Here is a 20820-nt window from a genome sequence, read left to right on the forward strand (position 1 = left end):
CGGTATTCCCCTGGGCCGAACGGTCCGCGAGAGTCCGGCAATGGGCCCAGTCCGTTTCGGGTGGTTCATGTCTCTCTCCTCGACGTCTACGCCGGGCCCCATCTCACGACGTTGGCGGCCCATGAGTAGCCTATCCCGGCGGCGGTCATGACGACGACCGTGCCGTCCTTGATCTTCCCCGACTTGAGGCCGAGGTCCAGCGAGAGCACCTGATCGATCTGGCCCAGGTGCCCGTAATCGCGCAGGTAGGTGCTGCGGTCCTCGCTCAGCCCGAGTTCGGCCAGGAGGGCCTTGTGCATCGACTGCTTGAAGTGCAGCACGGCCACGTAGCCGATGTCCTGGCGCGTCAACCTTGATTTCGCGAGGGCCTTGTCGATGCAGGCGTACCAGTTGGGCAGCGAGACGAGGTTCAAGCGGTCCTTCATGTGCGCGGCGTCCATGAGGTCGAGGGAGCGGTACGCGCCGTCGAGGTTCTCGCGGGTGATCGGCGCCGCCGTGCCGCCGACGCGCACGCCGACGTCGCGGGCCAGGCTGCCGTCGGACATGAGGTGGGAGCCGAGCAGGAGGTTGCGGTCGGCGTCCTTCTCCAGGATCATCGCGCAGGCGCCGGCCCCGAGGTTGTACATCATGGACATACGGGGGTTGGCGTAATCGACGAAGTCCCCGTTCCGGTAGCCGCCGACGATCATGACCGAGCGGACCTCGTCGTCGGCGAGGAGCATGTCCTTGGCCATCTTCATCGCGGAGACCTGGCTGCAGCAGCGCTGCTGGAGGTCCAGGGCCCAGGCGTTCTTCGCTCCGATCTTCTCCTGGATGTATATCCCCGAGGTCGTCAGCGGGTACTCCTTCCACTCCTCGCCGGTGCAGAGGACGACGTCGATCTTCGCGGCGTCGTAATCGAAGCGCTTCAGGCAGTCGAGGCCCGCCTTCACGCCCATCTCCTGCGTCCCGTCGTCCGGCCCGGGGATCGGCTTGCGGTCGAACCCCAGCTTGTCCTTGACCGCCGCCTCGGTCCACGCGCCGTTGGTCGCGGCCGCCACCTGCGCGGCGGTCATGCGCGTCTCGGGGATGTACAATCCGTATGCCGCGATGCCGACGCGTGCCTGAGTCTTCATATGTAGCCGAGCTTCCTGGCCTGAGCCGTGAGGTCGCCGCGGAAGTCCGGATGCGCCACGGCGATGAGGTTGCGGGTCCGCTCCCGGACCGTGCGGCCGCGCATGTAGGCGATGCCGAACTCCGTGACCACGTGGTCGCAGTTGGCGCGGTGCAAGGTCACGGCCGCCCCCTCGGGCAAGGTCGGCACGATGCAGCTCAAGGTCCCGTTCCGGGCCGTGGACGCCGTGGCGATGACGGACTTGCCCTCGCCGTCGAAGGCCTCCTTGGCGCCGACCGCGGTGTCCGTCTGGCCGCCGGTCCCCGAGTACTGCGCCGTGCCGATGGACTCGCTGGCCACCTGGCCGGTGAAGTCCACCATCAGCGCGGTGTTGAGGGAGACCATCTTCGAGTTGCGCCGGATGATGGCGGGGTCGTTGACCCAGGAGCCGCGCCGCAGCTCCACGGTCGGGTTGTCGTCGAGCCAGTCGTAGAGCTTTCGCGAGCCCATCGCGAAGGTGGCGACGAACTTGTCCTTGAGCAGGGTCTTGCGGCGGTTGGTGATGACGCCGAGTTCGTAGAGCTCCATGACGGAATCCACCAGCATCTCCGTGTGCACGCCGAGGTCCTTCTTGCCCTTGAGGGCCATCGCCGCGGCGTTGGGGATGCCGCCGATGCCGAGCTGGAGGGTGGCCCCGTCCGGCACCAGCTCGGCGAAGTGCGCGCCGATCGCCTGGTCCACCGGCCCCGAGGGGAGGACGGGGAGCGTGGGCACGTCCTGCGCGTGCTCGACGAAGAGGTCGACGTCGCGCACGTGCATCATGGTGTCGCCGAAGGTGCGCGGCAGGTTCGGGTTGACCTCCAGGACGACGGTCCCGGCCGCGTCGATGACGTCCTTCTCGTAGGTCACGCCCAGCGAGAGCGAAACGAACCCGTGGCGGTCCGGCGGCGTGCAGGTCCCGAAGAAGACGTCCGGCTTGTGCGCGTAGATGCGGTCCAGGGCCGCGCGATGGAGCATGTTGGGCACGTAGGTGACCGTGCCCGTCCCCGCCTTCATCGCCTGGCGCGCGCCGTGCGAGTGGAACCAGGAGCACAGCTCGAAGCGCCCCTTCATCGCCGGGTCCATGAAGAAGGGATACGGCTTCAGGGTCAGGACCGCGAAGACGCGGACGTCCTCTCGGTCCGTGAGCGTGTGGAACCGGGCCATGCAGCCCTGCGGCTCCGAGGCGCACTGGGCGACGATCACGTCGTCGCCGGACTTGATCCGGGAGACGGCCTCCTCGATGGAGACGAGCTTGCCGAGGTAAGGGTCGGCCATCTCAGATGACCAGGCCGCCGTCCACCCCGAGCACCTGGCCGGTGACGAAGGCCGCCGCGTCGGAAGCCAGGAACAGGTAGGCGTTGCCGATGTCGTCCTGGGTGCCCAGGCGCTGCAAGGGGGTCTTCTCCTTGATCGCGTCCAAGATCTTCTCCGGGACCGTGGCGAGCATGTCGGTCATGGTGAACCCCGGGGCCACCGCGTTGACCGTGATCCCCTTGCGGCCGAGCTCCTTGGCCCACGTCTTGGTCATCCCGATCACGCCGGACTTGGCGGCCGCGTAGTTGGTCTGCCCCACGTTGCCGTAGACGCCCACGATGGAGCTGGTGTTGATGATGGCGCCCTTGCGCTGGGACGACATCACCGGCAGGACGGCCTGGGTGCAGTTGAACACGCCCTTGAGGTTGACGCCGATGACGCTGTCGAAGTCGGCCTCCGACATCTTGGCCAGGAGCGAGTCCCGCGTGATGCCCGCGTTGTTGATGAGCACGTCCACCCGGCCCCACTTCTCGGTCACCGTCCTGACCGCCTTGTCCATGGAGGCCCGGTCCGCGACGTTCGCGGCGACGGTCAGCAGCGGCAGGGCGCCGGTCGGGTCGAGTTCCCGGCCCGCGTCCGCGAGCTGGGCCTCGTTGACGTCGCAGACGGCGACCTTGGCGCCGTTGGCGAGGAACATCCTGGCCGCGTTCTTGCCGATCCCGCGCGCCGCTCCGGTGATCATCACGACCTTGTCTTTGACTTGCAATTGAGCCTCCTTGTCGGTTGCGTCTCCGGCGACACGCCGCGGCGGTAGATCCGGGCGAAGAGCCGTATGGCGGAATCCTCGGACATGCCGTAATGCCCCGTCACCCTGAAGAGCTTCTCCATGATGAAGAAGTTCGAGAAGCCGAAGGACACCATCATCATCGCGGCGACGGGGTCCACGTCCGAGGCGACGGCGGTCCCGGTCTTCGCCTGGATATTCCGGTAGCGCTCGCGCATGGCCAGGAAGATCCTGCGGATGTGCCGGGCGTCGAACTCGACCATGTCCACGTAGATCAGCCGCATGTAGTCGGCGAAGTTCTCCACGGTCGCGCGGCTCGCCCGGCCCATCGCCTCGATGTTCTCGGGAAAGGGGATCTCGGAGAGGACGCGGGCGAGCGGCTGCTCGGGGGAGAAGTACTCCCGCTCGTATTCCTTCAGGAGCGTGGCGAAGAGCTGCTCCTTGGTGGGGAAGTGGTTGTAGATGTTGCCCAGGCTGACGCCGGCCTTCTCGGCGATCTCGCGGATGGACGTCCCGTGGAAGCCCTGGCGCCGGAAGAGCGCCGCGGCGGCCTTGAGGATGGCGGCCCGGTTGCCGGACTCTCCGCCGCGGGTGAATGAACGATCGTTCATGTTCTCAGTATACCACGCTCCGGCGCGGGCGCGGCGTCTATTTTGGACCGCGGGTGAGATGTGATAGACTCGGCCCATGGACATCACCCGCGTCTGCGTCGTCGGCGGCGGCACGATGGGCAACGGCATCGCCCACGTCTTCGCCTCGAAAGGCTATCACGTCACCCTCGTCGAGGCGAAGAAGGAGCTCGCGGACAAGGCCGTGGCGACGATCTCGAAGAACATGGACCGCCAGGTCGCCAAGGGCGGCATGACGGCCGCCGACAAGGACGCGGCCCTGGCGCGTCTGAAGACCGCGACCTCCATCGCGGAGGCGGCCGGCTTCCAGTTCGCGGTCGAGGCCGTCCCGGAGCGCCTCGACGTCAAGACCGCGGTGTTCAAGGAACTCGAGGCCCACGGCGCGCCCGGCGCGATCCTCGCGACGAACACCTCGTCCTTGCCCATCACCGACATCGCCGCTTCCTTAAAAGACCCGTCGCGCGTCATCGGCATGCACTTCATGAATCCGGTCCCGGTCATGAAGCTCGTCGAGATCATCCGCGGCAAGAGGACCTCGGACGCGGCGACCGAGGCGACGAAGGCGCTGACCGCCGCCTTGGGGAAGATCCCGGCCGTCGCCAACGATTTCCCGGGCTTCGTCTCGAACCGCGTCCTCATGCCCATGATCAACGAGGCGATCCTGTGCCTCGAGGAAGGCGTCTCGACGAAGGAGGACATCGACACCATCATGAAGCTCGGCATGGCGCACCCGATGGGGCCCATCGCGCTCGCCGACTACATCGGCCTCGACGTGTGCCTGGCCATCATGGAGGTCCTCGACAAGGGCTTCGGCGGCGTGAAGTACAAGCCGGCCGGCCTGCTGCGCAGGATGGTCGCGGAAGGCAGGCTGGGCGTCAAGTCGGGCGCCGGCTTCTACGAGTACCCGAAAAAATAACATGGATTTCAATTACACCGAATCGATGGCGATGCTGCGCGACTCCGCGCGGGAGTTCGCCGACAAGCGCCTCAAGCCCGGAGCCCTGGAGTGGGACGAGCACGAGGCGATCCCCGCCGAGGTTTATAAAGAGGGCGCCGAGCTGGGCTTCTTCGGCCTGTCCGTGCCCGAGGAGTTCGGCGGGCTGGGCGTCGATCCTCTCGCCTACGCGGCGGCGATGGAGGAGCTTGCGCGCGGCTCGGCCTCCTTCCAGGTCTGCGCCACGGTGCACAACTCCCTCGTCTGCGCGGCGATCGCCAAGCACGGCACCGACGAGCAGAAGAAGCGGTACCTGCCCAAGCTGGCCTCCGGCGAATGGATCGGCGCGTACTCGCTGTCCGAGCCCGGCGCCGGGACCGATGCCGGCTCGCTGTCCACCTCGGCCGTCGACGCGGGCGACCACTGGCTCGTCAACGGGACCAAGTCGTGGGTCACCAACGGCGGTTTCGCGACCGTGTTCCTGACCTTCGTCTCCACGAACAAGGAGGCGGGCTCCCGCGGCATCACCTGCCTGCTCGTCGAGAAGGGCATGCCCGGCTTCACCGTCGGCAAGAAGGAGAAGAAGATGGGCCTGCGCGCCTCCGACACGCGCGAGATCAACTTCAACGGCGCGAAGATCCCGAAGACGGCCCTGCTCGGCGGGGTCGGGGGCGGCTTCAAGATCGCGATGAGCCAGCTGGACTCCGGCCGCATCGGCATCGCCGCGCAGGCCGTCGGCATCGCCCAGGCGGCGCTCGAGGAGGCGGTCTCCTACGCGAAGCAGCGCAAGCAGTTCGGCAAGAAGCTCTCCGAGTTCCAGCTCACCCAGGCCAAGCTCTCCGACATGGCGACCAACATCGCCGCGGCGCGCCTGCTCGTCTACCGCGCGGCGTCGCGCCTGGCGAACGGGGAGAAATGCACGATGGAGGCGTCGATGGCGAAGTCCTTCGCCTCGCGCATCGCCAACAAGGCCTGCTTCGACGCCGTGCAGATACACGGCGGCAACGGCTTCGTGCGCGAGTTCCCCGTCGAGCGCTACTACCGCGACGTGCGCGTCACCGAGATCTACGAGGGCACGACCGAGATCCAGAGCCTCATCGTCGCCCGCGAGGTCCTCGGATGACGGCCGGGCTTCTCCTGACGCTCGCGTTGGCCTGCCCGGCTCCGGCGGCGGCGCCGCACCGGGCCGCGGAGCATGGGGAGCATTATCTCCCGGTCACGATCGGTCCCGAATACATCGACCTGGTGACCCAGCTCCGGGCCAAGAGCGGGCGCAAGCCGGACTTCGAGTACCGGCAGAACGCGATCAAGGGCCTGCGCGTGACCGAGTCGATCGACCGCAGCCAGGCGCCGGGAGGGCATACCTCTGCCCTTCTCGTCGTGCGCGACGCGAAGGACAAGAAACGCGCCCGCGCGCTGGCGCGCGAGGTGATCGAGCCGGAGGATTGGGCCGACGTCGCTGCGACTCTGGCTCGGAGGACCTTGACCGTCGCGGAGCACCTGAAGGCCGTGAGGAAGAACGTCGCCTTCATCGACGGCCACGTCTCTCCGGGGTATGTGACGGTGGACCTCGTCTGGGTCGAGCGGCAGCTGGGGCGCGACCTGGACGGCGTCGCCGCCGCGCTCTACCTCGCCCGTTCGCCTCGGGGCGTGAGCAAGACCAAGGAGTCCAAGCCGTTGCCGGCCAGCGGCGTCGCGCCGTAGCCGGCGGAGAGGGCCTTCTCGAGGCGGGCAGCCGCTTCCGGACGGGAGCGCCAGGCCCAATCCTTGTAGAGCACCAGCCGCGGGTCCGCGCCGACGCGCGCGCGTTGGAGCTCGAAGGCGGGGAGGTCCTCGAGGAGCAGGAACGCCGCGGCCGCGGGACGCCGCGCCACCTCGCGCACGAACGGGGGGTTGAAGGCGGCCACGAAGGCGCGCTCCGGGATCAGGTGCGCCGACTTCTCCAGGAAGCGCCGCGAGGCCTCGTGCTCCGCCTCGGGCGCCGCCGGCGGGGCGAAGGCGAGCCCCGCCGCGAGCAGGGCCGCGGGGACGGCCGCGCCGGAAAGCCAGGCCGAGGCCGAGACGGCGAGCGGCAGGAGCACGGCGAGAGCGTAGCGGTCCTCGGTCCCCGTGTCGAAGCGCCCTCGGAAAAAACAGCCGTACAGCAGGAACAGCGCCGCCGACAGGGCCGCGAGCCGGGCGGCGGGGCGCTTCGTGAAGGCGGCTAGGGCCGCCGGGACGAGGAGGAGCAGGAACTCGGCCCGCGAAGCGAGAAAGGAGACGTTGGGCCCGATCTGGCGGGCCAGGTGCGAGAGCGGCGCGGTCGTCGCGGCGGAATAGCCCGGCAGGGCGTCGGCGCGATTGGCGAGCGCGATGGCGGCGGGAAAGGCGGCGCCGAGGAGCGCGGGCAGATAAACGGCGAAGGGCGCCCGGATCAGCGCGGCATACCCGATGAGCAGGGAGTTCTCGGGACGGACCTGGACGGCGAAGGCGACGGTGCATGCCGCGAAGGCGTCGAGACGCGGCTCCTTCTCCCGGGCGTGGAGGGCGGCGAGCGCGGCGGCGAGCCAGAATATCGACGAGCTGGTGAGGTCGCTCGCCCTTCCGTAGCGCACGGCCAGCGGCAGGGCCGCCCAGGCGAACGCGGCGGCCAGGGCCCCGCGCTCGTCGTCGAACAGCTCGAGGGCCGCCCAGAACACGAACAGCGCGGTGAGCGTCGACAGGAGCGCGCTCCAGAGGAAGGCGCCGCCGCCGGTCAGCCTCATGAACGCGGCCAAGGCGACATGGTGTCCTCCCGGCCACGTCGGACGCGAGAGGACGTCCCAGCCGGGAAGGCCGCCCGCCAGCGTTTCCACGAACCGCCCCGACGCGGCGAGGTGGCGCGCGATGTCGAGGTGCTCGAACTCGTCGTTGTAGACGAGATGGGCCCCGCCCGCGGCGAGGCGCAGGGCCAGGGCCGCGAGCAGGAGCGCGCCGAGCAGGCACCCGGCGCGCGCGCTCAGGCGCTCCCGCAGGCGGCCGAGCGCCGCGGGGAGCAAAGCGAGCCACCCCGCGAGGAGCAGAGCCAGCGCCGCGGGATAGGCCTCCGCCATCAGCGGCGCGTGAGCTTCTTGTAGTGGATGCGCTTGGGCTGCACGTCGCCGAGCCGCTTCTTCTTGTCTTCCTCGTACGCCTCGAAGTTCCCCTCGAACCAGGTCACCTGCGAGTCGCCCTCGAAGGCGAGGATGTGCGTGGCGATGCGGTCGAGGAACCAGCGGTCGTGGCTGATGACGACGGCGCAGCCGGGGAAGGCCTGGATCGCCTCCTCGAGCGCGCGCAAGGTGTGCACGTCGAGGTCGTTGGTCGGCTCGTCGAGGAGGAGGACGTTGGCGCCCTCCTTGAGCATCTTGGCGAGGTGGACGCGGTTGCGCTCTCCGCCTGAGAGGTTCTTGACCAGCTTCTGCTGGTCCTGGCCGGCGAAATTGAAGCGGCCGCAGTACGCGCGCGAAGGCATTTCGAGCTTGCCCAATTTCACTATGTCGAGGCCGTCGGAGATGACCTCCCAGACGTTCTTCTCGCCGTCGAGCTGGCGGTTCTGGTCGACGTAGCCGAGCTTGACCGTCTCGCCGACCTTGAAGCTGCCCGCGTCGGGCTTCTCGAGCCCGGTGATCATTCGGAAGAGCGTGGTCTTGCCCGCGCCGTTGGGCCCGATGACGCCGACGATGCCGTTGGGGGGGAGCTTGAAGGTGAGGTTCTCGTAGAGGAGCTTGTCGCCGTAGGCCTTGGCGATGCCGTCGGCCTCGATGACGGTGTCGCCGAGGCGGGGCCCCGGCGGGATGTACAGCTCGAGCGCGTCGTAGCTCTTCTCCTTCTGCGACTCCTCGAGCATCTTGTCGTAGTTGGACAGGCGGGCCTTGGACTTGGCTCGGCGGCCCTTCACGCCGGCGCGCACCCACTCGAGCTCCTCGGCCAGGGCCTTCTGCATCTTGGTCTCGGACTTGGCCTCCTGCGCGAGGCGGTTGCCCTTTTGCTCGAGCCAAGAAGCGTAGTTCCCTTTATACGGGATGCCTTCGCCCCGGTCCAACTCCAAGATCCAGCCGGCCACGTTGTCGAGGAAGTAGCGGTCGTGGGTGACGGCGATGATGGTGCCCTCGTACTTCGACAGGTGCTGCTCGAGCCACTCCACCGACTCGGCGTCGAGGTGGTTGGTCGGCTCGTCGAGGAGCAGGATGTCGGGCTTCTGCAGCAGCAGGCGGCACATCGCCACGCGCCGCTTCTCGCCGCCGGACAAGGTCCCGCACTTCTGGTCGGAGGGCGGGCAGCGCAGGGCGTCCATCGCGACCTCGAGCGTGCTGTCGATCTCCCAGGCGTTGGTCGTGTCGATGCGCTCCTGGAGCTTGCCCTGCTTGTCGAGCAGCTTCTCCATGCCCTCGGGCGTCAGGTTCGGGTCGGCGAGCTGGTCGTTGATCGCGTTGTAGTCGGCGAGCAGCTTCATCGTCTCGGCCACGCCCTCCGAGACGGTGTCCTTGACCGTCTTCTCCGGGTCGAGCTGCGGCTCCTGCTCGAGGAGGCCGATCGTGTAGCCTTTGGACTGCGTGATCTGGCCGGTGTACTCCGTGTCCTTGCCCGCCATGATGCGCAGGAGCGTGGACTTGCCCGAGCCGTTGTCGCCGAGCACGCCGATCTTCGCGCCGTAGTAGAAGGAGAGATAGATGCCCTTGAGCACCTGCTTCTTCGGCGGGTGGATGCGGCCCACGTCGATGAGCGAGTAGATGATCTGCTTCGTGTCGGTCGTGGTGCTGGCCATGTCGGGTTACCTCTTCGGGGGATGAGCCTGGAGCCAGGCGCGTTGGACGGCCCAGGCGGAGACGGCGGCGAGTAAAGAGAGCGCGGCGTGCTTCGCGATCGGAGGAAGCGAGGCGGCCTGCGCCGCGGCCAGCGCCAGGACGCCGAGCTGGATCTGCGCGGCGCCGACGAAGGCGACGAAGGAGTCCTCGTCGGCGGCGGCCATCAGGGCGAGGGGCAGCACCGCGACGCAGTAGGCCCAGAGGAGGCGCAGGAGGAAGGGCAGGTGCTCCCGCTCGAGCACGGGGGAGGAGGCGGCCCAGGTCCAGGCACACAGCGCGCCGGCCGTCATCACCGCCGCGCCGAGCGCGTACAGGCGGCCGTGGCGCCGGGCGAGGAGGTGGCCGGGCAGCAGGATCATCTGCAGGACGAGCGGCATCAGCGCCGCGCCGAGCACGCCGGCGGCGAGGAGCTTGAGCTCGTCGGCGACGACGAGCCACACCGCGGTCGGCAAGGTCAGCCAGGAGGACAGGTACAGGGCGACTCGGCCGCGCTCGGCGGCGCGCGACCATTCCGGGGGGACGCGCAGGAAGGACAGGGGCAGCTTCGAGGTCGGCGGGGTCATTTGACCGTCTCCCGGCCGTGAAAGAGCATCTCGGCGCTCGCCTTGTCGGACGCCTCGCTCATGACCTCTTTGAACGCCCGGACCTTCTCGTCGGCCGCGCCGTAGCGGAACGCGACGCAGGGGATGCCCACCGCCGTCATCGCCGCGTCCACGCTCTTCGCGTGCCGCGGCTTGTCGTCGACGTAGACGACGCGCGTCGGGCGCATGCCGATCTTCTCCAGGAAGGCGAGCAGCGCCTTCCCCTTGTCCGGGCCGTCCCCGACGAAGTAGACGCCCCGGCTGTAGCGCCCCGTCGGCGCGAAGGTCAGGCCGCCCTTGGCCGCGGCGCTCTTCTCCAAGTCCAAGCCGATCGCCTCGAGCTGGGCGAATGTGGCGGCGGCGTCCTCGGGCCCGCGCGCGGTCAGGGCGAGGACCTTGACCCCGCGCTTCTGCTCCTCGCGCACGAGGACCGGCGTGAGGTCCTCGACGGGCTTGACCTTGACCGTCCCGAGCGTCTTGGTCCACAGCTCTCCGGCCTTCTTCTCGGCGGAGTCCGCGTCGAGCCCGTCGCGCCGGAGGGCCTTCACGACGTAGTCGTACCACTGGTCCGAGCCGATGTTCCCGACGGGCTCGACGAGCGTGTTGTCGATGTCGAAGACGAGCAAGGTCGTGGGCCGGATGTCGGCGGCGATCTCGGACATCGACTTGATCTCGCGCACCTCCGCGCGGGCGGCGGCGGCCGGCAGCAGAAGGGCGAGAGCGAGCGCCTTCATTTGATGTGGAGCCGCTTCTGGTCGAGCGTGTTGCGCAGCAGGTCGATCTCCCGGGCCGTCGGCAGCGCGACCTCGGCGAGGCGGGGCGCCTTCTTGAGGGCCCAGCCGATGTTCTCCTGGACCTTCTCGAACGTCACGCCGGGATAGAGGGCGGTCAAGGTCAGCTCGCCGTCGGCGCCGGGCTCGAGTATGCCCATGTTGGTGATGACCTTCTTGACGCGCCTGCCATTGGAGGTGATGAAGTCCACCTTGTCGGGGAAGGCGCGCTTATCGAGCTTGGTCACGATGAGCACGCGCTGCGCGTGCTGGGCGATCTCGCAGGCGCCGCCGGAGCCGGGCAGGCGCACCTTCGGGGAGGCGTACGGGCCGACGGCCGTCGTGTTGATGTTCCCGCGCTTGTCGACCTGCGCGCCGCCGAGGAAGCCGATCTGGATCTTGCCGTTCTGCAGGAAGCTCTGAAAAATATCGGACATCGAGGTGACCATCAGCGAGCCGGTGACCAAAGCGGGGTCGCCGATCGACGGGGGCACGCGGTCGGGCACGGCGCCGACGGCGCCGGACTCGTAGATCAAGGTCATGTTCGGCGCGTGGGTCGCGCGCGCCAGGTTGCAGGCGAGGTTCGGCAGGCCGATGCCCACGAACACCACGTCGCCGTCGCCGATCTCGCGCGCGGCCAGCACGCACATGAGCTCATTGAGGGTATAGTCGGTCGAAGCCTGGGTCGCGGCGGTCATGGGTCTATTTTAGAATGTTTTGCCCTTTCCAGGGACATCTCTCGTGCCCGTAATACCGCCGATAGGCCTCGATCTCTCCCAGGGCGTCGGTCGGGCGCTTGCGCGGCCGGGGAAGGATGAGCAGGTCGCAGAAAAGCCCGTCGAAGAGCGTCCTGAGAGTCTCCAGGCGCGGGTCGATCCTGCCGCGCTCGATGCGCGAGATCTCCGCCTGATCGATCCCACAGCGGACGGACAACTGCTCCTGGCTCATCCGCATGCGGGCCCGCAAGGCCCTCAGGTAAGTCCCCAAAGGATAGGTCAACGCCTTGGGCGGGTCCTTGAGCAGGACGACGAGCTCGTTGAGGGCCTGGTGCTGCGGCAGCGTGACGCGGACGAGTCGGGGCATACCATCATACGATCGAGGGGGGCGTTTTGTTCCATGACCTTGTCGTGCCCCTCACGGGGTTATGGGTCTAAACCCATGACTTCATGAGGGGCTCGCAGGGGTGATGCCGGCCGCCGGAGGTCAGCCTTGGCCGACCGTGTCGAGGCGCCGCCACAGGTACCAGCTGGCGACGGTGCGGTAGGGCGCCCACAGCTTCCCGTGCTTCTCGACGGCGGAGGGCGGCGGGAGCTTGGCGCTCTTGCGGTACAGCAGGCCGAAGGCTTTGCGCACGCCGTAATCGCCGGAAGGCAATACGTCGGGACGGCCGAGCTTGAACATCAGGAACATCTGGACGGTCCACTCGCCGATGCCGCGCACCTCGGTGAGGCGGGCGACGATCTCGGCGTCGGGCAGGGCCTCGAGCTCCTTGCGCGGCTTCACGATCCCCGACAGCGTCTTCTCGGCCAGGTCGCGCATGGCGAGCAGCTTGTTTCCGGACAGGCCGGCGCCGCGCAGCTTCGCCTCAGGCGTTTTCAGGAGGCCCTCCGGCGTCAGCGACTTGCCGTCGTCGAACAGCGCGAGGACGCGGCCGTGGATGGTGGCGGCCGCCTTCCCGTTCAGCTGCTGGTAGACGATGGACTGGACCAAAGACTCGAAGGTGTCCTGGTCCTTGGGCACGAGGCCGTAGGCGCCGACGGCCTCGATGTGGCGCGCGAGGACCGGATCCGCCTTCTTCAGGTGGCGGAGCGCGGCCTTAATATCCGTAGTCGACGCCCGCACAGACCTGGGGCTCGGCCTTGAGCTTCTCGGCGAGGCCGGCGTTTTTCGCCATGTATTCCGAACGATCCTTGACGCCATAGACGAATTCGTCGAGATATTTCTTGAACGACGATTCCTCTCGGGCGATCTTGTCCCAGGCCACGTAGAAGTCGTTGTCGCGGTCGTAGTAGCCCTGCGCGTAGGATGGGTGCGCGCCCCAGGGCTCGACGACGACGGCGTCGACCTGCAGGCCGGGGATCAAGGTCCGGTTCGGGTCCTGGCGGATGACGGACTCGTCGACGAGCTCCTCGACGACGACGATCACGCGCTTGGAGGCGAACGCGGCCTCTTTCTGCACGCCCATCAGGCCCCAGACCTGGGAGTTGCCGCCCGCGTCCGCGCGCTGGGCATGGACGATGGTGACGTCGGGGCGCAGCGCCGGGACCGTCGCGAGCTTCTCTCCGGTGTAGGGGCACTCGACCGACTTGATCAGCGGGTTGACCTTGGGGATGTCGGTGCCCTCGTAGTTCTTCAGCGGCCAGAACGGGAGGTTCGCCGCCCCGGCCGAGAGGCGGGAGACCATGCCGAAGTGGGAGTACTCCTCGATCTCGAGCGTCGGGGGCTTGGACTCCACGGCGCGGCGGAAGGCGTGCAAGGACCCGACGCCGGGGTTTCCCGCCCAGGAGAAGATCAGCTTGCGGGCGACGCCGGCCTGGATCATCTGGTCGTAGATGAGATCCGGCGTCAGGCGGGCGAGGGTCAGGTCCTTCTTCTTCTGGCGGATGATCTCGTGGCCCGCGGCGAAGCAGATCAGGTGGGTGAAGCCCTCGATGACGACCGTATCCCCATCGTGGACCAAGGACGCGACCGCGTCCTTCATGGACAGCACTTTGTTCTTCACGTCGCTATTCTACGAAAAATCACGGGCATGGACGCCCGCGGCTGAAACTTTTCGGGAGGCTCGATCGTATGATAGGAATGGAGAACAAGGGAAGCCTCGCCGTTGTTTTATCTCAAGATAATCCCGGTCTGCCGACGGCGGCGGAGATCGGAGCGCTCACCGACGCCGAACTGGTCTCGGCATTGGACGCCGCCGCCGCCGGAGAGCGGGAGAAGCTTTGCCACTTGCTGAAGTACCTGGCCGAGGTGGAGAGCCGCGGCGTCCATCTCGACATGGGCTACCGCACCGCGTTCGATTTCTGCGTGCTGCGGCTGAAGCTCTCCGAGGGCTCCGCGATGCGCCGCATCTACTCCGCCCGCGCCGCGGCGAAGGTGCCGGAACTCTACGATAAGCTGCGCAGCGGCGAGTTGAGCCTGTCGTCGGTGTCGCGCCTGGCGCCGCATTTGACGACGGAGAACGCTCGGGACCTGATCGCCCGCGCCTCGGGGCGCGCGGTTGAGGGAGGTCGAGACCATCGTCGCCGAGCTCGCTTACAAGGAGGCTCGGCTAATCCCTGAGCCGGCGCCGGAGATCTCTCAAGCCGAGCTTGGGTTCGCCGCCATCGTCGGAGCGACGACGGGCTGCGCCGAGGCTCCTAGCTGCTCCGCTGAGGAAGGGGCTGCGGGAAAGCAAGGGGCGGTGGAACCTGCGGCCCAGGGCTCGCCGGAGGGGCATCCGTCGCCGCCGCCGAGACCGGCGATGCCCCCGCGCGAGGCGGCGATCCTGAAGCGAGATGCGATCCACGTAGAAGCCCCCGGGGTGATCCGATACGTTTTCCGGTCGCGTCCGGCCCTTCTCGAGAAGGAAGATCCTTTTCGCCGCAAGGCGCGCGCGACGCGGCGCTCGAAGAACCGGGTGCGCCGCGTGGCCCGCGCGGTTCGCGACGCGGTGTGGCGCCGCGACGGAGGGCGCTGTGCGTTCGTCTCGCCGGACGGGGTCCGCTGCGCCGCCCTCACGAAGCTCGAGTACGATCACATCGTGCCTTGGTCGCTCGGCGGCGCGTCGGACGACCCGGCGAACATCCGGCTGCTTTGCCGCCCGCACAACCTTCAGCGGGCGCGGGCGATGTTCGGAGGCCGCGTTCCGCGGCCGCCGTGTTTATCTTGAGATAAACGTACGCCTCAGGCCGTCAGCTCCGTGAGGCACGCGTCGAAGATCTCGAGGCCCTTGTCGACGTCATATGAAGTAAGAACGAGCGGCGGAGCAACTCGTATGGTGGACTTGCCGCAGCCGAGCAGGAGCAGGCCTTTGGTGAAAGCCAACTGCTCGAGGTCGCCCATGAGCTCGCCGGCGGGCTCCTTGGTCTCCCGGTCCTCGACGAGCTCGACGCCGACGAAGAGGCCGAGGCCGCGGACGTCGCCGATGCAGTCGTGCTTGGCCTGGAGCTTCTTCATGCCCGCTATGAGCCGCTCTCCCATCTTCGTCGCGTTGTCCGCGAGCTCGCCCTTGATGAGCGAGATGGTGGCGAGCGCCGCGGCGCAGGCGACGGGGTTGCCGCCGTACGTCGAGCCGTGCGAGCCGCGCGGCCAGGTCATCACGGCTTCCTTGGCGACGATCGCGCCGATCGGCATGCCGGAGCCGATGCCCTTGGCGGTGACGAATACGTCGGGTGCTAAGCCGTAGTGCTCGGCGGCCCACATCTTGCCGGTGCGTCCCGCGCCGCACTGCACCTCGTCGAAAATGAGGAGGATGCCGTTGTCGGTGCAGAACTTGCGCCAGAACTGGAGGAACTCCTTCGAGGGCATCACGTAGCCGCCCTCGCCCTGCAGCGGCTCCATGATCACCGCGGCGACGTCGGACGGGTCGAGCTTGGTCGCGAAGAGGTCCTTCGCGGCGCTGATGCACTCCTCGACCGTGTTGCGGTACGGGTTGTGGAACGGGAGGTGGTAGGCGGTCTCCGGCAGCAGGGGCCCGAAGCCCTTGCGGTACTTGACCTTCGAGGTCGTCAGCGACATCGCCGCGTACGAGCGCCCGTGGAAGGAGCTGTGGAACGAGACGATCGCCGCGCGCTTGGTGTGCTGGCGCGCGAGCTTGACCGCGCCTTCGATGGCCTCGGTGCCGGAGTTCGACAGGAAGGTCCGCCACTTGCCGCCGCCGGGGGCGGACTTGGCCAGCGCCTCGCACAGGTCGCTGAAGCCCTGGTAATAGAAGTCGGTCCCGCAGATGTGGAGGAACTTCCCGGCCGCGTCCTGCACGGCTTTGGTCACCACCGGGTGCTGGTAGCCCGTCGACGAGACGGCGATGCCCGCCATCCAGTCGATGTAGCGGTTGCCGTCGACGTCCTCGACCATCGCGCCCTTGCCGCCGGCGATCGCCAGCGGGTACTCCTTTATATACGAGGGCGAGGAGAACTCCTTGTCCTTGGCGATGACGAGCTTCGCCTTCGGCCCGGGAGGGGCGACGAGGATGCGGGGATAATCGGGCTTCACCGGCGCGAGTTTCGTGGCCATAGTCTTACTCCATGATGGTGCGGCTCTGCTCGCGCATGAACTGCGTGACGTAGTACGGTCCGCAGCCGCCCTTGCCGGTCGACCCGGAGCCCTTCCAGCCGCAGAAGGACTGCACGCCGGGCCACGCCCCGGTGGTCGCGCCCGTGCGGCGGTTGGCGTAGCAGACGCCGGATTCGATCTCGTCGAAGAACTTCTGGATCTCCTCCTTCTTGCCCGTGAAGATGCCCGCGGTCAGGCCGTACTCGGCCCGGTTGCCCTCGGCGATGGCCTGGTCGATGTCCTTGACCTTGCCCACGGCGAGGATCGGGACGAACAGCTCGCGCATGAAGATCTCGTGGTCGAGCGGGAGCTCGACGATGGTCGGGGCGACGAACTGGCCCTTGTCGAAGACGCCGCCCTTCAGGCGCTCGCCGCCGGCGAGGATCCGGCCGCCCTTCTTGGCGGAGACGATCGCGTCCTCGAACGTCTTGACCGCGCGGGAGTTCACCACGGGCCCGAAGAAGACATCCTTCTCGGTCGGGTCGCCGCACTTGAGGGCCTGCGTCTTCTCGACGAGCTTCGCGACGAACGCGTCGTAGACCTTCTCGTGAGCGTACACGCGCGAGCAGGCCGAGCACTTCTGGCCCTGCAGGCCGAAGGCGGACTTCATCACGCCTTCCGCGGCCATGTCGAGGTCCGCGGTCTCGGAGACGTAGGTCGGGTTCTTGCCTCCGAGCTCCATCAGGGCCGGCTTCGGGTAGAGGGTGGAGAACTCCTTGACCATCTTCATGCCTACTTCCTTGGAGCCGGTGAAGACGATGCCGTCCACGCACGGGTGCTTCCAGAAGGTGTCGCCGATGACGGAGCCCTTGCCGGTGATGAAGTGGAAGGCTCCGACGGGGACGCCCGCGTCGCGGTAGACTTCGTAGAGCATCAGGCCGGTCCAAGGCGTGTCCTGCGCGGGCTTGTACACCACCGTGTTGCCGGCGAGCAAGGCCGCGGCGGACATGCCCGTCGACAGCGCCATCGGGAAGTTGAAGGGCGCGATGCAGACGAACACGCCGAACGGGCGCAGGACCGAGCGCGTGTTCTCGTTGGGGGAGAGCTTGCCCAGCGGCACGACGTAGCCGTTGTTGTCCTCGATGTTCTTGGCGTAGTACTCGATGAGGTCGGCCGACTCCTCGGCGTCGCCCATGGCCTCCATGCGGCTCTTGCCGACCTCGAGGCTCATCACCGCGCCGATCTCATACTTGCGCTCGCGGATGAGCGCGGCGGCCCGGCGCATGATCTCCACGCGCTTCTGCCAGCCGAGCGCTCCCCACGCCTTCTGCGCCTTCTTCGCCGAGCGGCAGGCCTGGTCCACGTGCTCCGGCGTCGCGGCGGCGAACTGGTTGAGCAGGGAGCCGTCGATGGGCGAGTAGTCGGGGAGGGGCTCCGAGTCGGAGCCGACGGCCTTGTAGTCGATCCAGAGGGGGTGCTGCTTGCCGGCCTTGGAGCGGACGAGCTTGAGCGCCGCGTCGAAATCCTTGTGGAACTGCGTCAGGTCCGCGTTGGCGGACGAGTAGGTGATCTTGAACGGCGCGGCGCTAGCGGTGGACATTGAGCTTCTCCTGTGTGCGGTCGAGCGCGGTCTTGAAGCGGGCGACGATCTCGTCGAGCTCCGCTTCGGTCACGATGAAAGAGGGGGCGAGCATGACGAGGTCGCCGTTCTCGCCGTCGGCATGGCCGGTGTTGGGCCAGACGATGAGGCCGGCGTCCTGGGCGGCGGCGACGAAGGCCTCCGCGAACTTGAGCGAGCGGGGGAACGGCGCCTTCGTCTTCTTGTCGGCGACGAACTCGATGCCGGCGAGCAGGCCGAGGCCGCGGGTGTCGCCGACGGCCGGGAGCTCGCGCAGGGCGGCGATCTTGTCCTGGAGCACGGCGCCCATCTTCGCGCAGCGCTCGACGAGCTTGTGCTTCTTGATGTGGCGCACGGCGGCGAGGCCGGCGGCGCAGATGGCGGGGGAGTGGGAGAAGGTCTGGGCGTGCTTGAAGGCGCCGGAGCCCTTGGCGATCGGATCGATGACCTTGCGCGAAGCCAAAACGGCGGACAACGGAACATAACCGCCGGAGAGCCCCTTGCCCATGGTCATGATGTCGGGAAGAACGCCGAAGTGCTCGATGGCGGCCCATTTGCCGGTGCGGCCCGCGCCGGACAGGACCTCGTCCGCGACGAACAAAACGTCATGCTTGTCGCAGATCTCCCGGACCCGCTTGAAGTAGTCCTTCGGCGGCACCGAGCCGCCCGTGGAGGAGCCGCCGACCGGCTCGGCGATGAAGGCGGCGACGGTGCCGGCGCCCTCTTTGAGGATGGCCGCCTCGAGGGCCTCGGCCGTCATCGCGGGCGAGCCGGGCTCGCAGCGGTAGGGATACGGCGCGGGGATCATGGTCACCGGCACGAGCCACGGCGCGTACATCTTCTTGTACGCGCCGCGCGCGGACGCGGAGAGCGCGAGCAAGGTGTTGCCGTGGTAGCCGGGGCTGCGCGCGATGATCTTGTGCTTGTCCGGCTTGCCGGACTCGACCCAGTGCTGGCGGGCGAGCTTCAAGGCGGCCTCGACGGCCTCGGAGCCGGAGGAGAGGAAGTAGGCGAAATCGAGCCCTTTCGGGCTGAGCGAGCGCAGCTCGGCGGCGAGGAGCTCGGCGGGCTCGTTGGTGAAGGCCGTGCCGTTGACGTAGGCGACCTTGCGGATCTGCTCGGCGACCGCGTCGGCGACCTCGGAGACGCCATGGCCCAGATTGGCGACGTAGGCGCCGCCGCAGGCGTCCAGGTAGCGCTTTCCCGCGTCGTCGACCAGCCAGCACCCCTCGCCGCGCACGATCAGGGGGAACTCCCGGTCGAGAGCTCGGTAGAAGACGCCGGTGTCGGGGTAGCGCCGGGGCGGCATGAATTTTATTGTAACATAAGCCCATGAGCCTGAGGCTGCTCGCCGCGGACGGGACCTTGGCGGCGTGGGCGCCCGCCTCGCCCCCGACAGTCGTCCTCCACGTGGAGGGGGCGGGCGCGCGGGCTCGCGCCGTGAGCGCCGCCGCCCGGGGCGCCTTGACCTTCCTCGGCTACGAACCGGCGCAAGGCGGGGGGAAGCCCGACCTGACCGTTCTCCTCGGCCCCTCGACGGGCGGGGACTTCGCCTACTCCGAGGAGCTTCATTACCTGTGCTTGAAGACCCACCCGCGCAAGCCCCTGAGCGTCACCCGCGAGGGGCTGGCGGCGGCCCGGGGGGAACTGCTCGCGCTCAAGTCCTCGGCCCGGGCTTTGTCCGGCGTGACGCTGGAGCCCAGTTCGCGGGGCGTCACCGGCTATCTGCACCGCTTCCGCGAGGCCCTGAGCCGGGACCTCGACTTCCCAGAGGCGCTGTCCTGCGTCTGGGACGGCCTGCGTCCGGGGGCGCTGTCCCCGGGCTCCAAAGCCGCGTTATTGAGAGCCGCCTTGCCCGCCTTGGGCATCGACGCCCCGTTCCCGGGATAGGCCTTGACTCAGGCCCTCTCCGGGGCTACACTTCGACTGTCGGGGGTATTATGACCGAAATCAGGGTTAAGTTCGATTTGACCTTCAGCCGGCGCGTGATCGTCGCCATGGGCGCCTTCGCGATGATGCTCTGCGCGGTCCCGGAGTTGGACTCGGAGAGCGTCACCTTGTCCACCTACTACCCGGCGCCTTCCGGCGTGTACACGAAAATGATCACGACGGGGGACACGACCTTGGCCCGCGACGGCGGCATGGTCGGCATCGGAACGACCGCCCCCAACGAGAAGCTCACCGTCATCGGCCGCGGCGTCTTCACGGATAAGGTCTACGCCGCGGGATATTACGGCACCGGCGCCGGCGGCGTGAACAGCTACTCGATGGAGGTCGGCGGCCCCGGCCCGACCTCGGTCAACGGCAACGCGACGCTCTTCCTGCACCATCACGGGGTCATCGCGCATCAGCTGCGCTACACGAACGGCGACCTCAACCTGGAGTCCGCGGGCAACGGGTACGGAACCAACGTCTCGCCTAATTTTTTCGCGGGGGGGAACCTCGTCACCCGCGCCGGCCAGGCGGGTTACGGCAGCTGCACGATGACGACCTACGGCCTGGGCGTCCAGAACTGCCCGGCCGGCCGGTACGCCACGTTCACCAGCGGCGTGGTGACCAAGTGGCAGACGTCCGCCGGCACCACCGACCCCGGGGGAACGATGCTTTGCTGCGCCTGCCCGACGAGCGGCTGCCCCAGCCTCTAGCCGTCGCGGGACATCCGGGCCGTTAAATAGAATGTGGTATAGTTTTCCCCCCAATGGCACTGCATCTCCCGGTCAACGGTGTCTGCAACATCAAGTGCGTTTTTTGCTCCTCCGAGGGCCGCGCCGGGACCTTCGCCCTCAAGTCGCTCCTCGATGAGATAGACCGGGACAGGACCGGCCACGTCCAGATCTCCGGCGGGGACCCGATGCTCAAGGACCCGGCCGAGCTTCTCGAGATCCTGCTCCATTGCCGCAAGAAGGGGAAGATCATCGAGTTCCAGACGAACGGGGTCCTTCTGACGCGCTACGACCCCAAGCGCCTCAAGCTGATCCGGGGCCTGGTGAACTTCTTCAACATCAACTTCTCCGCCCACGACGCCGCGCTCGACGTGCAGGTGACGGAGACTCCGGGCGCCTTCGATCTGCGCGTCGCGGGAGTCAAGCAGCTCATCGCGCAGGGCTCCAGGGTCCGGCT

The 20820-nt window shown here is 67.8% G+C and carries 22 protein-coding genes; 7 read left to right on the plus strand and 15 right to left on the minus strand.

Translation table 11 applies throughout. The features are described from left to right. Positions 1–86: 86 nt before the first annotated feature. Genes HYV14_04345 through HYV14_04360 form a run of 4 tightly spaced genes read right to left on the minus strand, consistent with a single transcriptional unit; the run spans position 87 to position 3784 of the window. Positions 87–1115 carry a 3-oxoacyl-ACP synthase gene (locus HYV14_04345; GenBank protein MBI2385226.1) on the minus strand — a complete coding sequence of 343 codons (1029 nt, stop codon included), beginning with the start codon at positions 1113–1115 and terminating at the stop codon, positions 87–89. Beyond that, on the minus strand, positions 1112–2410 hold the full coding sequence (locus HYV14_04350) for an acetyl-CoA hydrolase/transferase family protein (GenBank protein MBI2385227.1): 1299 nt from the start codon (positions 2408–2410) through the stop codon (positions 1112–1114). Before HYV14_04350 ends, HYV14_04345 begins: the two co-directional genes overlap by 4 nt. A 1-nt stretch (position 2411) precedes the next feature. Then, positions 2412–3155: a beta-ketoacyl-ACP reductase gene (locus tag HYV14_04355; GenBank protein MBI2385228.1), complete on the minus strand. Its 744-nt coding sequence runs from the start codon at positions 3153–3155 to the stop codon at positions 2412–2414. Continuing rightward, on the minus strand, positions 3131–3784 hold the full coding sequence (locus HYV14_04360; protein MBI2385229.1) for a TetR/AcrR family transcriptional regulator: 654 nt from the start codon (positions 3782–3784) through the stop codon (positions 3131–3133). Before HYV14_04360 ends, HYV14_04355 begins: the two co-directional genes overlap by 25 nt. Positions 3785–3860: 76 nt before the next feature. Between HYV14_04360 and HYV14_04365 the strand changes: the two genes are divergently transcribed. From HYV14_04365 to HYV14_04375, 3 genes are read left to right on the plus strand one after another with little or no spacing between them, the layout of a single operon-like run. Continuing rightward, complete coding sequence (locus tag HYV14_04365; GenBank protein ID MBI2385230.1) at positions 3861–4718, plus strand: NAD-binding protein; 858 nt, start codon at positions 3861–3863, stop codon at positions 4716–4718. Between the two features lies 1 nt (position 4719). Further along, positions 4720–5859, plus strand: coding sequence for an acyl-CoA dehydrogenase family protein (locus HYV14_04370; GenBank protein MBI2385231.1), 1140 nt, complete (start codon positions 4720–4722; stop codon positions 5857–5859). Continuing rightward, a complete protein-coding gene (locus HYV14_04375) occupies positions 5856–6440 on the plus strand; it encodes a hypothetical protein (GenBank protein ID MBI2385232.1) in 585 nt (194 codons plus the stop codon). The genes HYV14_04370 and HYV14_04375 overlap by 4 nt, the downstream gene beginning before the upstream one ends. Here the strand turns inward: HYV14_04375 and HYV14_04380 are convergent. The 8 genes from HYV14_04380 to HYV14_04415 form a co-directional block, all read right to left on the minus strand. Beyond that, positions 6362–7807, minus strand: coding sequence for a hypothetical protein (locus HYV14_04380; protein ID MBI2385233.1), 1446 nt, complete (start codon positions 7805–7807; stop codon positions 6362–6364). The two genes, HYV14_04375 and HYV14_04380, sit on opposite strands and share 79 nt — an antisense overlap. Then, on the minus strand, positions 7807–9501 hold the full coding sequence (gene ettA / locus HYV14_04385) for an energy-dependent translational throttle protein EttA (GenBank protein MBI2385234.1): 1695 nt from the start codon (positions 9499–9501) through the stop codon (positions 7807–7809). Before ettA ends, HYV14_04380 begins: the two co-directional genes overlap by 1 nt. 6 nt (positions 9502–9507) lie before the next feature. Beyond that, complete coding sequence (locus HYV14_04390; GenBank protein MBI2385235.1) at positions 9508–10104, minus strand: hypothetical protein; 597 nt, start codon at positions 10102–10104, stop codon at positions 9508–9510. Further along, the gene (locus tag HYV14_04395; GenBank protein MBI2385236.1) at positions 10101–10856 is read right to left on the minus strand and encodes a DUF2608 domain-containing protein; all 756 of its coding nucleotides are present in this window, start codon (positions 10854–10856) and stop codon (positions 10101–10103) included. Before HYV14_04395 ends, HYV14_04390 begins: the two co-directional genes overlap by 4 nt. Further along, a complete protein-coding gene (locus tag HYV14_04400) occupies positions 10853–11542 on the minus strand; it encodes a CoA-transferase subunit beta (protein ID MBI2385237.1) in 690 nt (229 codons plus the stop codon). Before HYV14_04400 ends, HYV14_04395 begins: the two co-directional genes overlap by 4 nt. Positions 11543–11594: 52 nt before the next feature. Then, on the minus strand, positions 11595–11975 hold the full coding sequence (locus HYV14_04405; protein MBI2385238.1) for a helix-turn-helix transcriptional regulator: 381 nt from the start codon (positions 11973–11975) through the stop codon (positions 11595–11597). A gap of 120 nt (positions 11976–12095) precedes the next feature. Beyond that, positions 12096–12812 (minus strand): DNA-3-methyladenine glycosylase 2 family protein, encoded by a 717-nt coding sequence (locus HYV14_04410; GenBank protein MBI2385239.1) that lies wholly within the window; start codon positions 12810–12812, stop codon positions 12096–12098. Further along, on the minus strand, positions 12709–13593 hold the full coding sequence (locus HYV14_04415; protein ID MBI2385240.1) for a CoA transferase subunit A: 885 nt from the start codon (positions 13591–13593) through the stop codon (positions 12709–12711). The genes HYV14_04410 and HYV14_04415 overlap by 104 nt, the downstream gene beginning before the upstream one ends. 98 nt (positions 13594–13691) lie before the next feature. Here HYV14_04415 and HYV14_04420 point away from each other — a divergent pair, with 98 nt between their 5' ends. Together HYV14_04420 and HYV14_04425 are read left to right on the plus strand one after the other, a co-directional pair. Further along, positions 13692–14171, plus strand: coding sequence for a hypothetical protein (locus HYV14_04420; protein MBI2385241.1), 480 nt, complete (start codon positions 13692–13694; stop codon positions 14169–14171). Positions 14172–14352: 181 nt separating this feature from the next. Continuing rightward, positions 14353–14760, plus strand: coding sequence for an HNH endonuclease (locus HYV14_04425; GenBank protein MBI2385242.1), 408 nt, complete (start codon positions 14353–14355; stop codon positions 14758–14760). Positions 14761–14774: 14 nt separating this feature from the next. On the opposite strand, the gene HYV14_04430 is transcribed toward HYV14_04425, so the two are convergent. The 3 genes from HYV14_04430 to HYV14_04440 are packed head-to-tail and all read right to left on the minus strand — an operon-like array spanning position 14775 to position 19009. Continuing rightward, positions 14775–16103, minus strand: a complete 1329-nt coding sequence (locus HYV14_04430; GenBank protein MBI2385243.1) for an aminotransferase class III-fold pyridoxal phosphate-dependent enzyme — start codon at positions 16101–16103, stop codon at positions 14775–14777. Between the two features lie 4 nt (positions 16104–16107). Next, positions 16108–17682, minus strand: a complete 1575-nt coding sequence (locus tag HYV14_04435; GenBank protein MBI2385244.1) for an aldehyde dehydrogenase family protein — start codon at positions 17680–17682, stop codon at positions 16108–16110. Further along, entirely contained in the window at positions 17669–19009 is a 1341-nt protein-coding gene (locus HYV14_04440; protein MBI2385245.1) for an aminotransferase class III-fold pyridoxal phosphate-dependent enzyme, read from the minus strand. Before HYV14_04440 ends, HYV14_04435 begins: the two co-directional genes overlap by 14 nt. Before the next feature lie 23 nt (positions 19010–19032). On the opposite strand from HYV14_04440, the gene HYV14_04445 reads away from it, so the two are divergent. Beyond that, a complete protein-coding gene (locus HYV14_04445; GenBank protein MBI2385246.1) occupies positions 19033–19590 on the plus strand; it encodes a hypothetical protein in 558 nt (185 codons plus the stop codon). 50 nt (positions 19591–19640) lie between these two features. After that, on the plus strand, positions 19641–20345 hold the full coding sequence (locus HYV14_04450) for a hypothetical protein (protein MBI2385247.1): 705 nt from the start codon (positions 19641–19643) through the stop codon (positions 20343–20345). The last annotated feature ends 475 nt before the right edge of the window (positions 20346–20820 follow it).

This window comes from Elusimicrobiota bacterium (genome assembly GCA_016182905.1).
Taxonomy (GTDB): Bacteria; Elusimicrobiota; Elusimicrobia; order UBA1565; family UBA9628; genus GWA2-66-18.

Bases quoted from the DNA above. Each gene is read 5' to 3' on its own strand.
- HYV14_04360 (MBI2385229.1), bottom strand. From the start codon at position 3,784: ATGAACGATCGTTCATTCACCCGCGGCGGAGAGTCCGGCAACCGGGCC.
- HYV14_04395 (MBI2385236.1), bottom strand. From the start codon at position 10,856: ATGAAGGCGCTCGCTCTCGCCCTTCTGCTGCCGGCCGCCGCCGCCCGC.
- HYV14_04430 (MBI2385243.1), bottom strand. From the start codon at position 16,103: ATGGCCACGAAACTCGCGCCGGTGAAGCCCGATTATCCCCGCATCCTC.
- HYV14_04370 (MBI2385231.1), top strand. From the start codon at position 4,720: ATGGATTTCAATTACACCGAATCGATGGCGATGCTGCGCGACTCCGCG.
- HYV14_04345 (MBI2385226.1), bottom strand. From the start codon at position 1,115: ATGAAGACTCAGGCACGCGTCGGCATCGCGGCATACGGATTGTACATC.
- HYV14_04450 (MBI2385247.1), top strand. From the start codon at position 19,641: ATGACCGAAATCAGGGTTAAGTTCGATTTGACCTTCAGCCGGCGCGTG.
- HYV14_04410 (MBI2385239.1), bottom strand. From the start codon at position 12,812: ATGGCGTCAAGGATCGTTCGGAATACATGGCGAAAAACGCCGGCCTCG.
- ettA (MBI2385234.1), bottom strand. From the start codon at position 9,501: ATGGCCAGCACCACGACCGACACGAAGCAGATCATCTACTCGCTCATC.
- HYV14_04400 (MBI2385237.1), bottom strand. From the start codon at position 11,542: ATGTGCGTGCTGGCCGCGCGCGAGATCGGCGACGGCGACGTGGTGTTC.
- HYV14_04405 (MBI2385238.1), bottom strand. From the start codon at position 11,975: ATGCCCCGACTCGTCCGCGTCACGCTGCCGCAGCACCAGGCCCTCAAC.
- HYV14_04425 (MBI2385242.1), top strand. From the start codon at position 14,353: ATGCCCCCGCGCGAGGCGGCGATCCTGAAGCGAGATGCGATCCACGTA.
- HYV14_04440 (MBI2385245.1), bottom strand. From the start codon at position 19,009: ATGCCGCCCCGGCGCTACCCCGACACCGGCGTCTTCTACCGAGCTCTC.
- HYV14_04380 (MBI2385233.1), bottom strand. From the start codon at position 7,807: ATGGCGGAGGCCTATCCCGCGGCGCTGGCTCTGCTCCTCGCGGGGTGG.
- HYV14_04390 (MBI2385235.1), bottom strand. From the start codon at position 10,104: ATGACCCCGCCGACCTCGAAGCTGCCCCTGTCCTTCCTGCGCGTCCCC.
- HYV14_04375 (MBI2385232.1), top strand. From the start codon at position 5,856: ATGACGGCCGGGCTTCTCCTGACGCTCGCGTTGGCCTGCCCGGCTCCG.
- HYV14_04415 (MBI2385240.1), bottom strand. From the start codon at position 13,593: ATGAAGGACGCGGTCGCGTCCTTGGTCCACGATGGGGATACGGTCGTC.
- HYV14_04420 (MBI2385241.1), top strand. From the start codon at position 13,692: ATGGAGAACAAGGGAAGCCTCGCCGTTGTTTTATCTCAAGATAATCCC.
- HYV14_04445 (MBI2385246.1), top strand. From the start codon at position 19,033: ATGAGCCTGAGGCTGCTCGCCGCGGACGGGACCTTGGCGGCGTGGGCG.
- HYV14_04365 (MBI2385230.1), top strand. From the start codon at position 3,861: ATGGACATCACCCGCGTCTGCGTCGTCGGCGGCGGCACGATGGGCAAC.
- HYV14_04350 (MBI2385227.1), bottom strand. From the start codon at position 2,410: ATGGCCGACCCTTACCTCGGCAAGCTCGTCTCCATCGAGGAGGCCGTC.
- HYV14_04435 (MBI2385244.1), bottom strand. From the start codon at position 17,682: ATGTCCACCGCTAGCGCCGCGCCGTTCAAGATCACCTACTCGTCCGCC.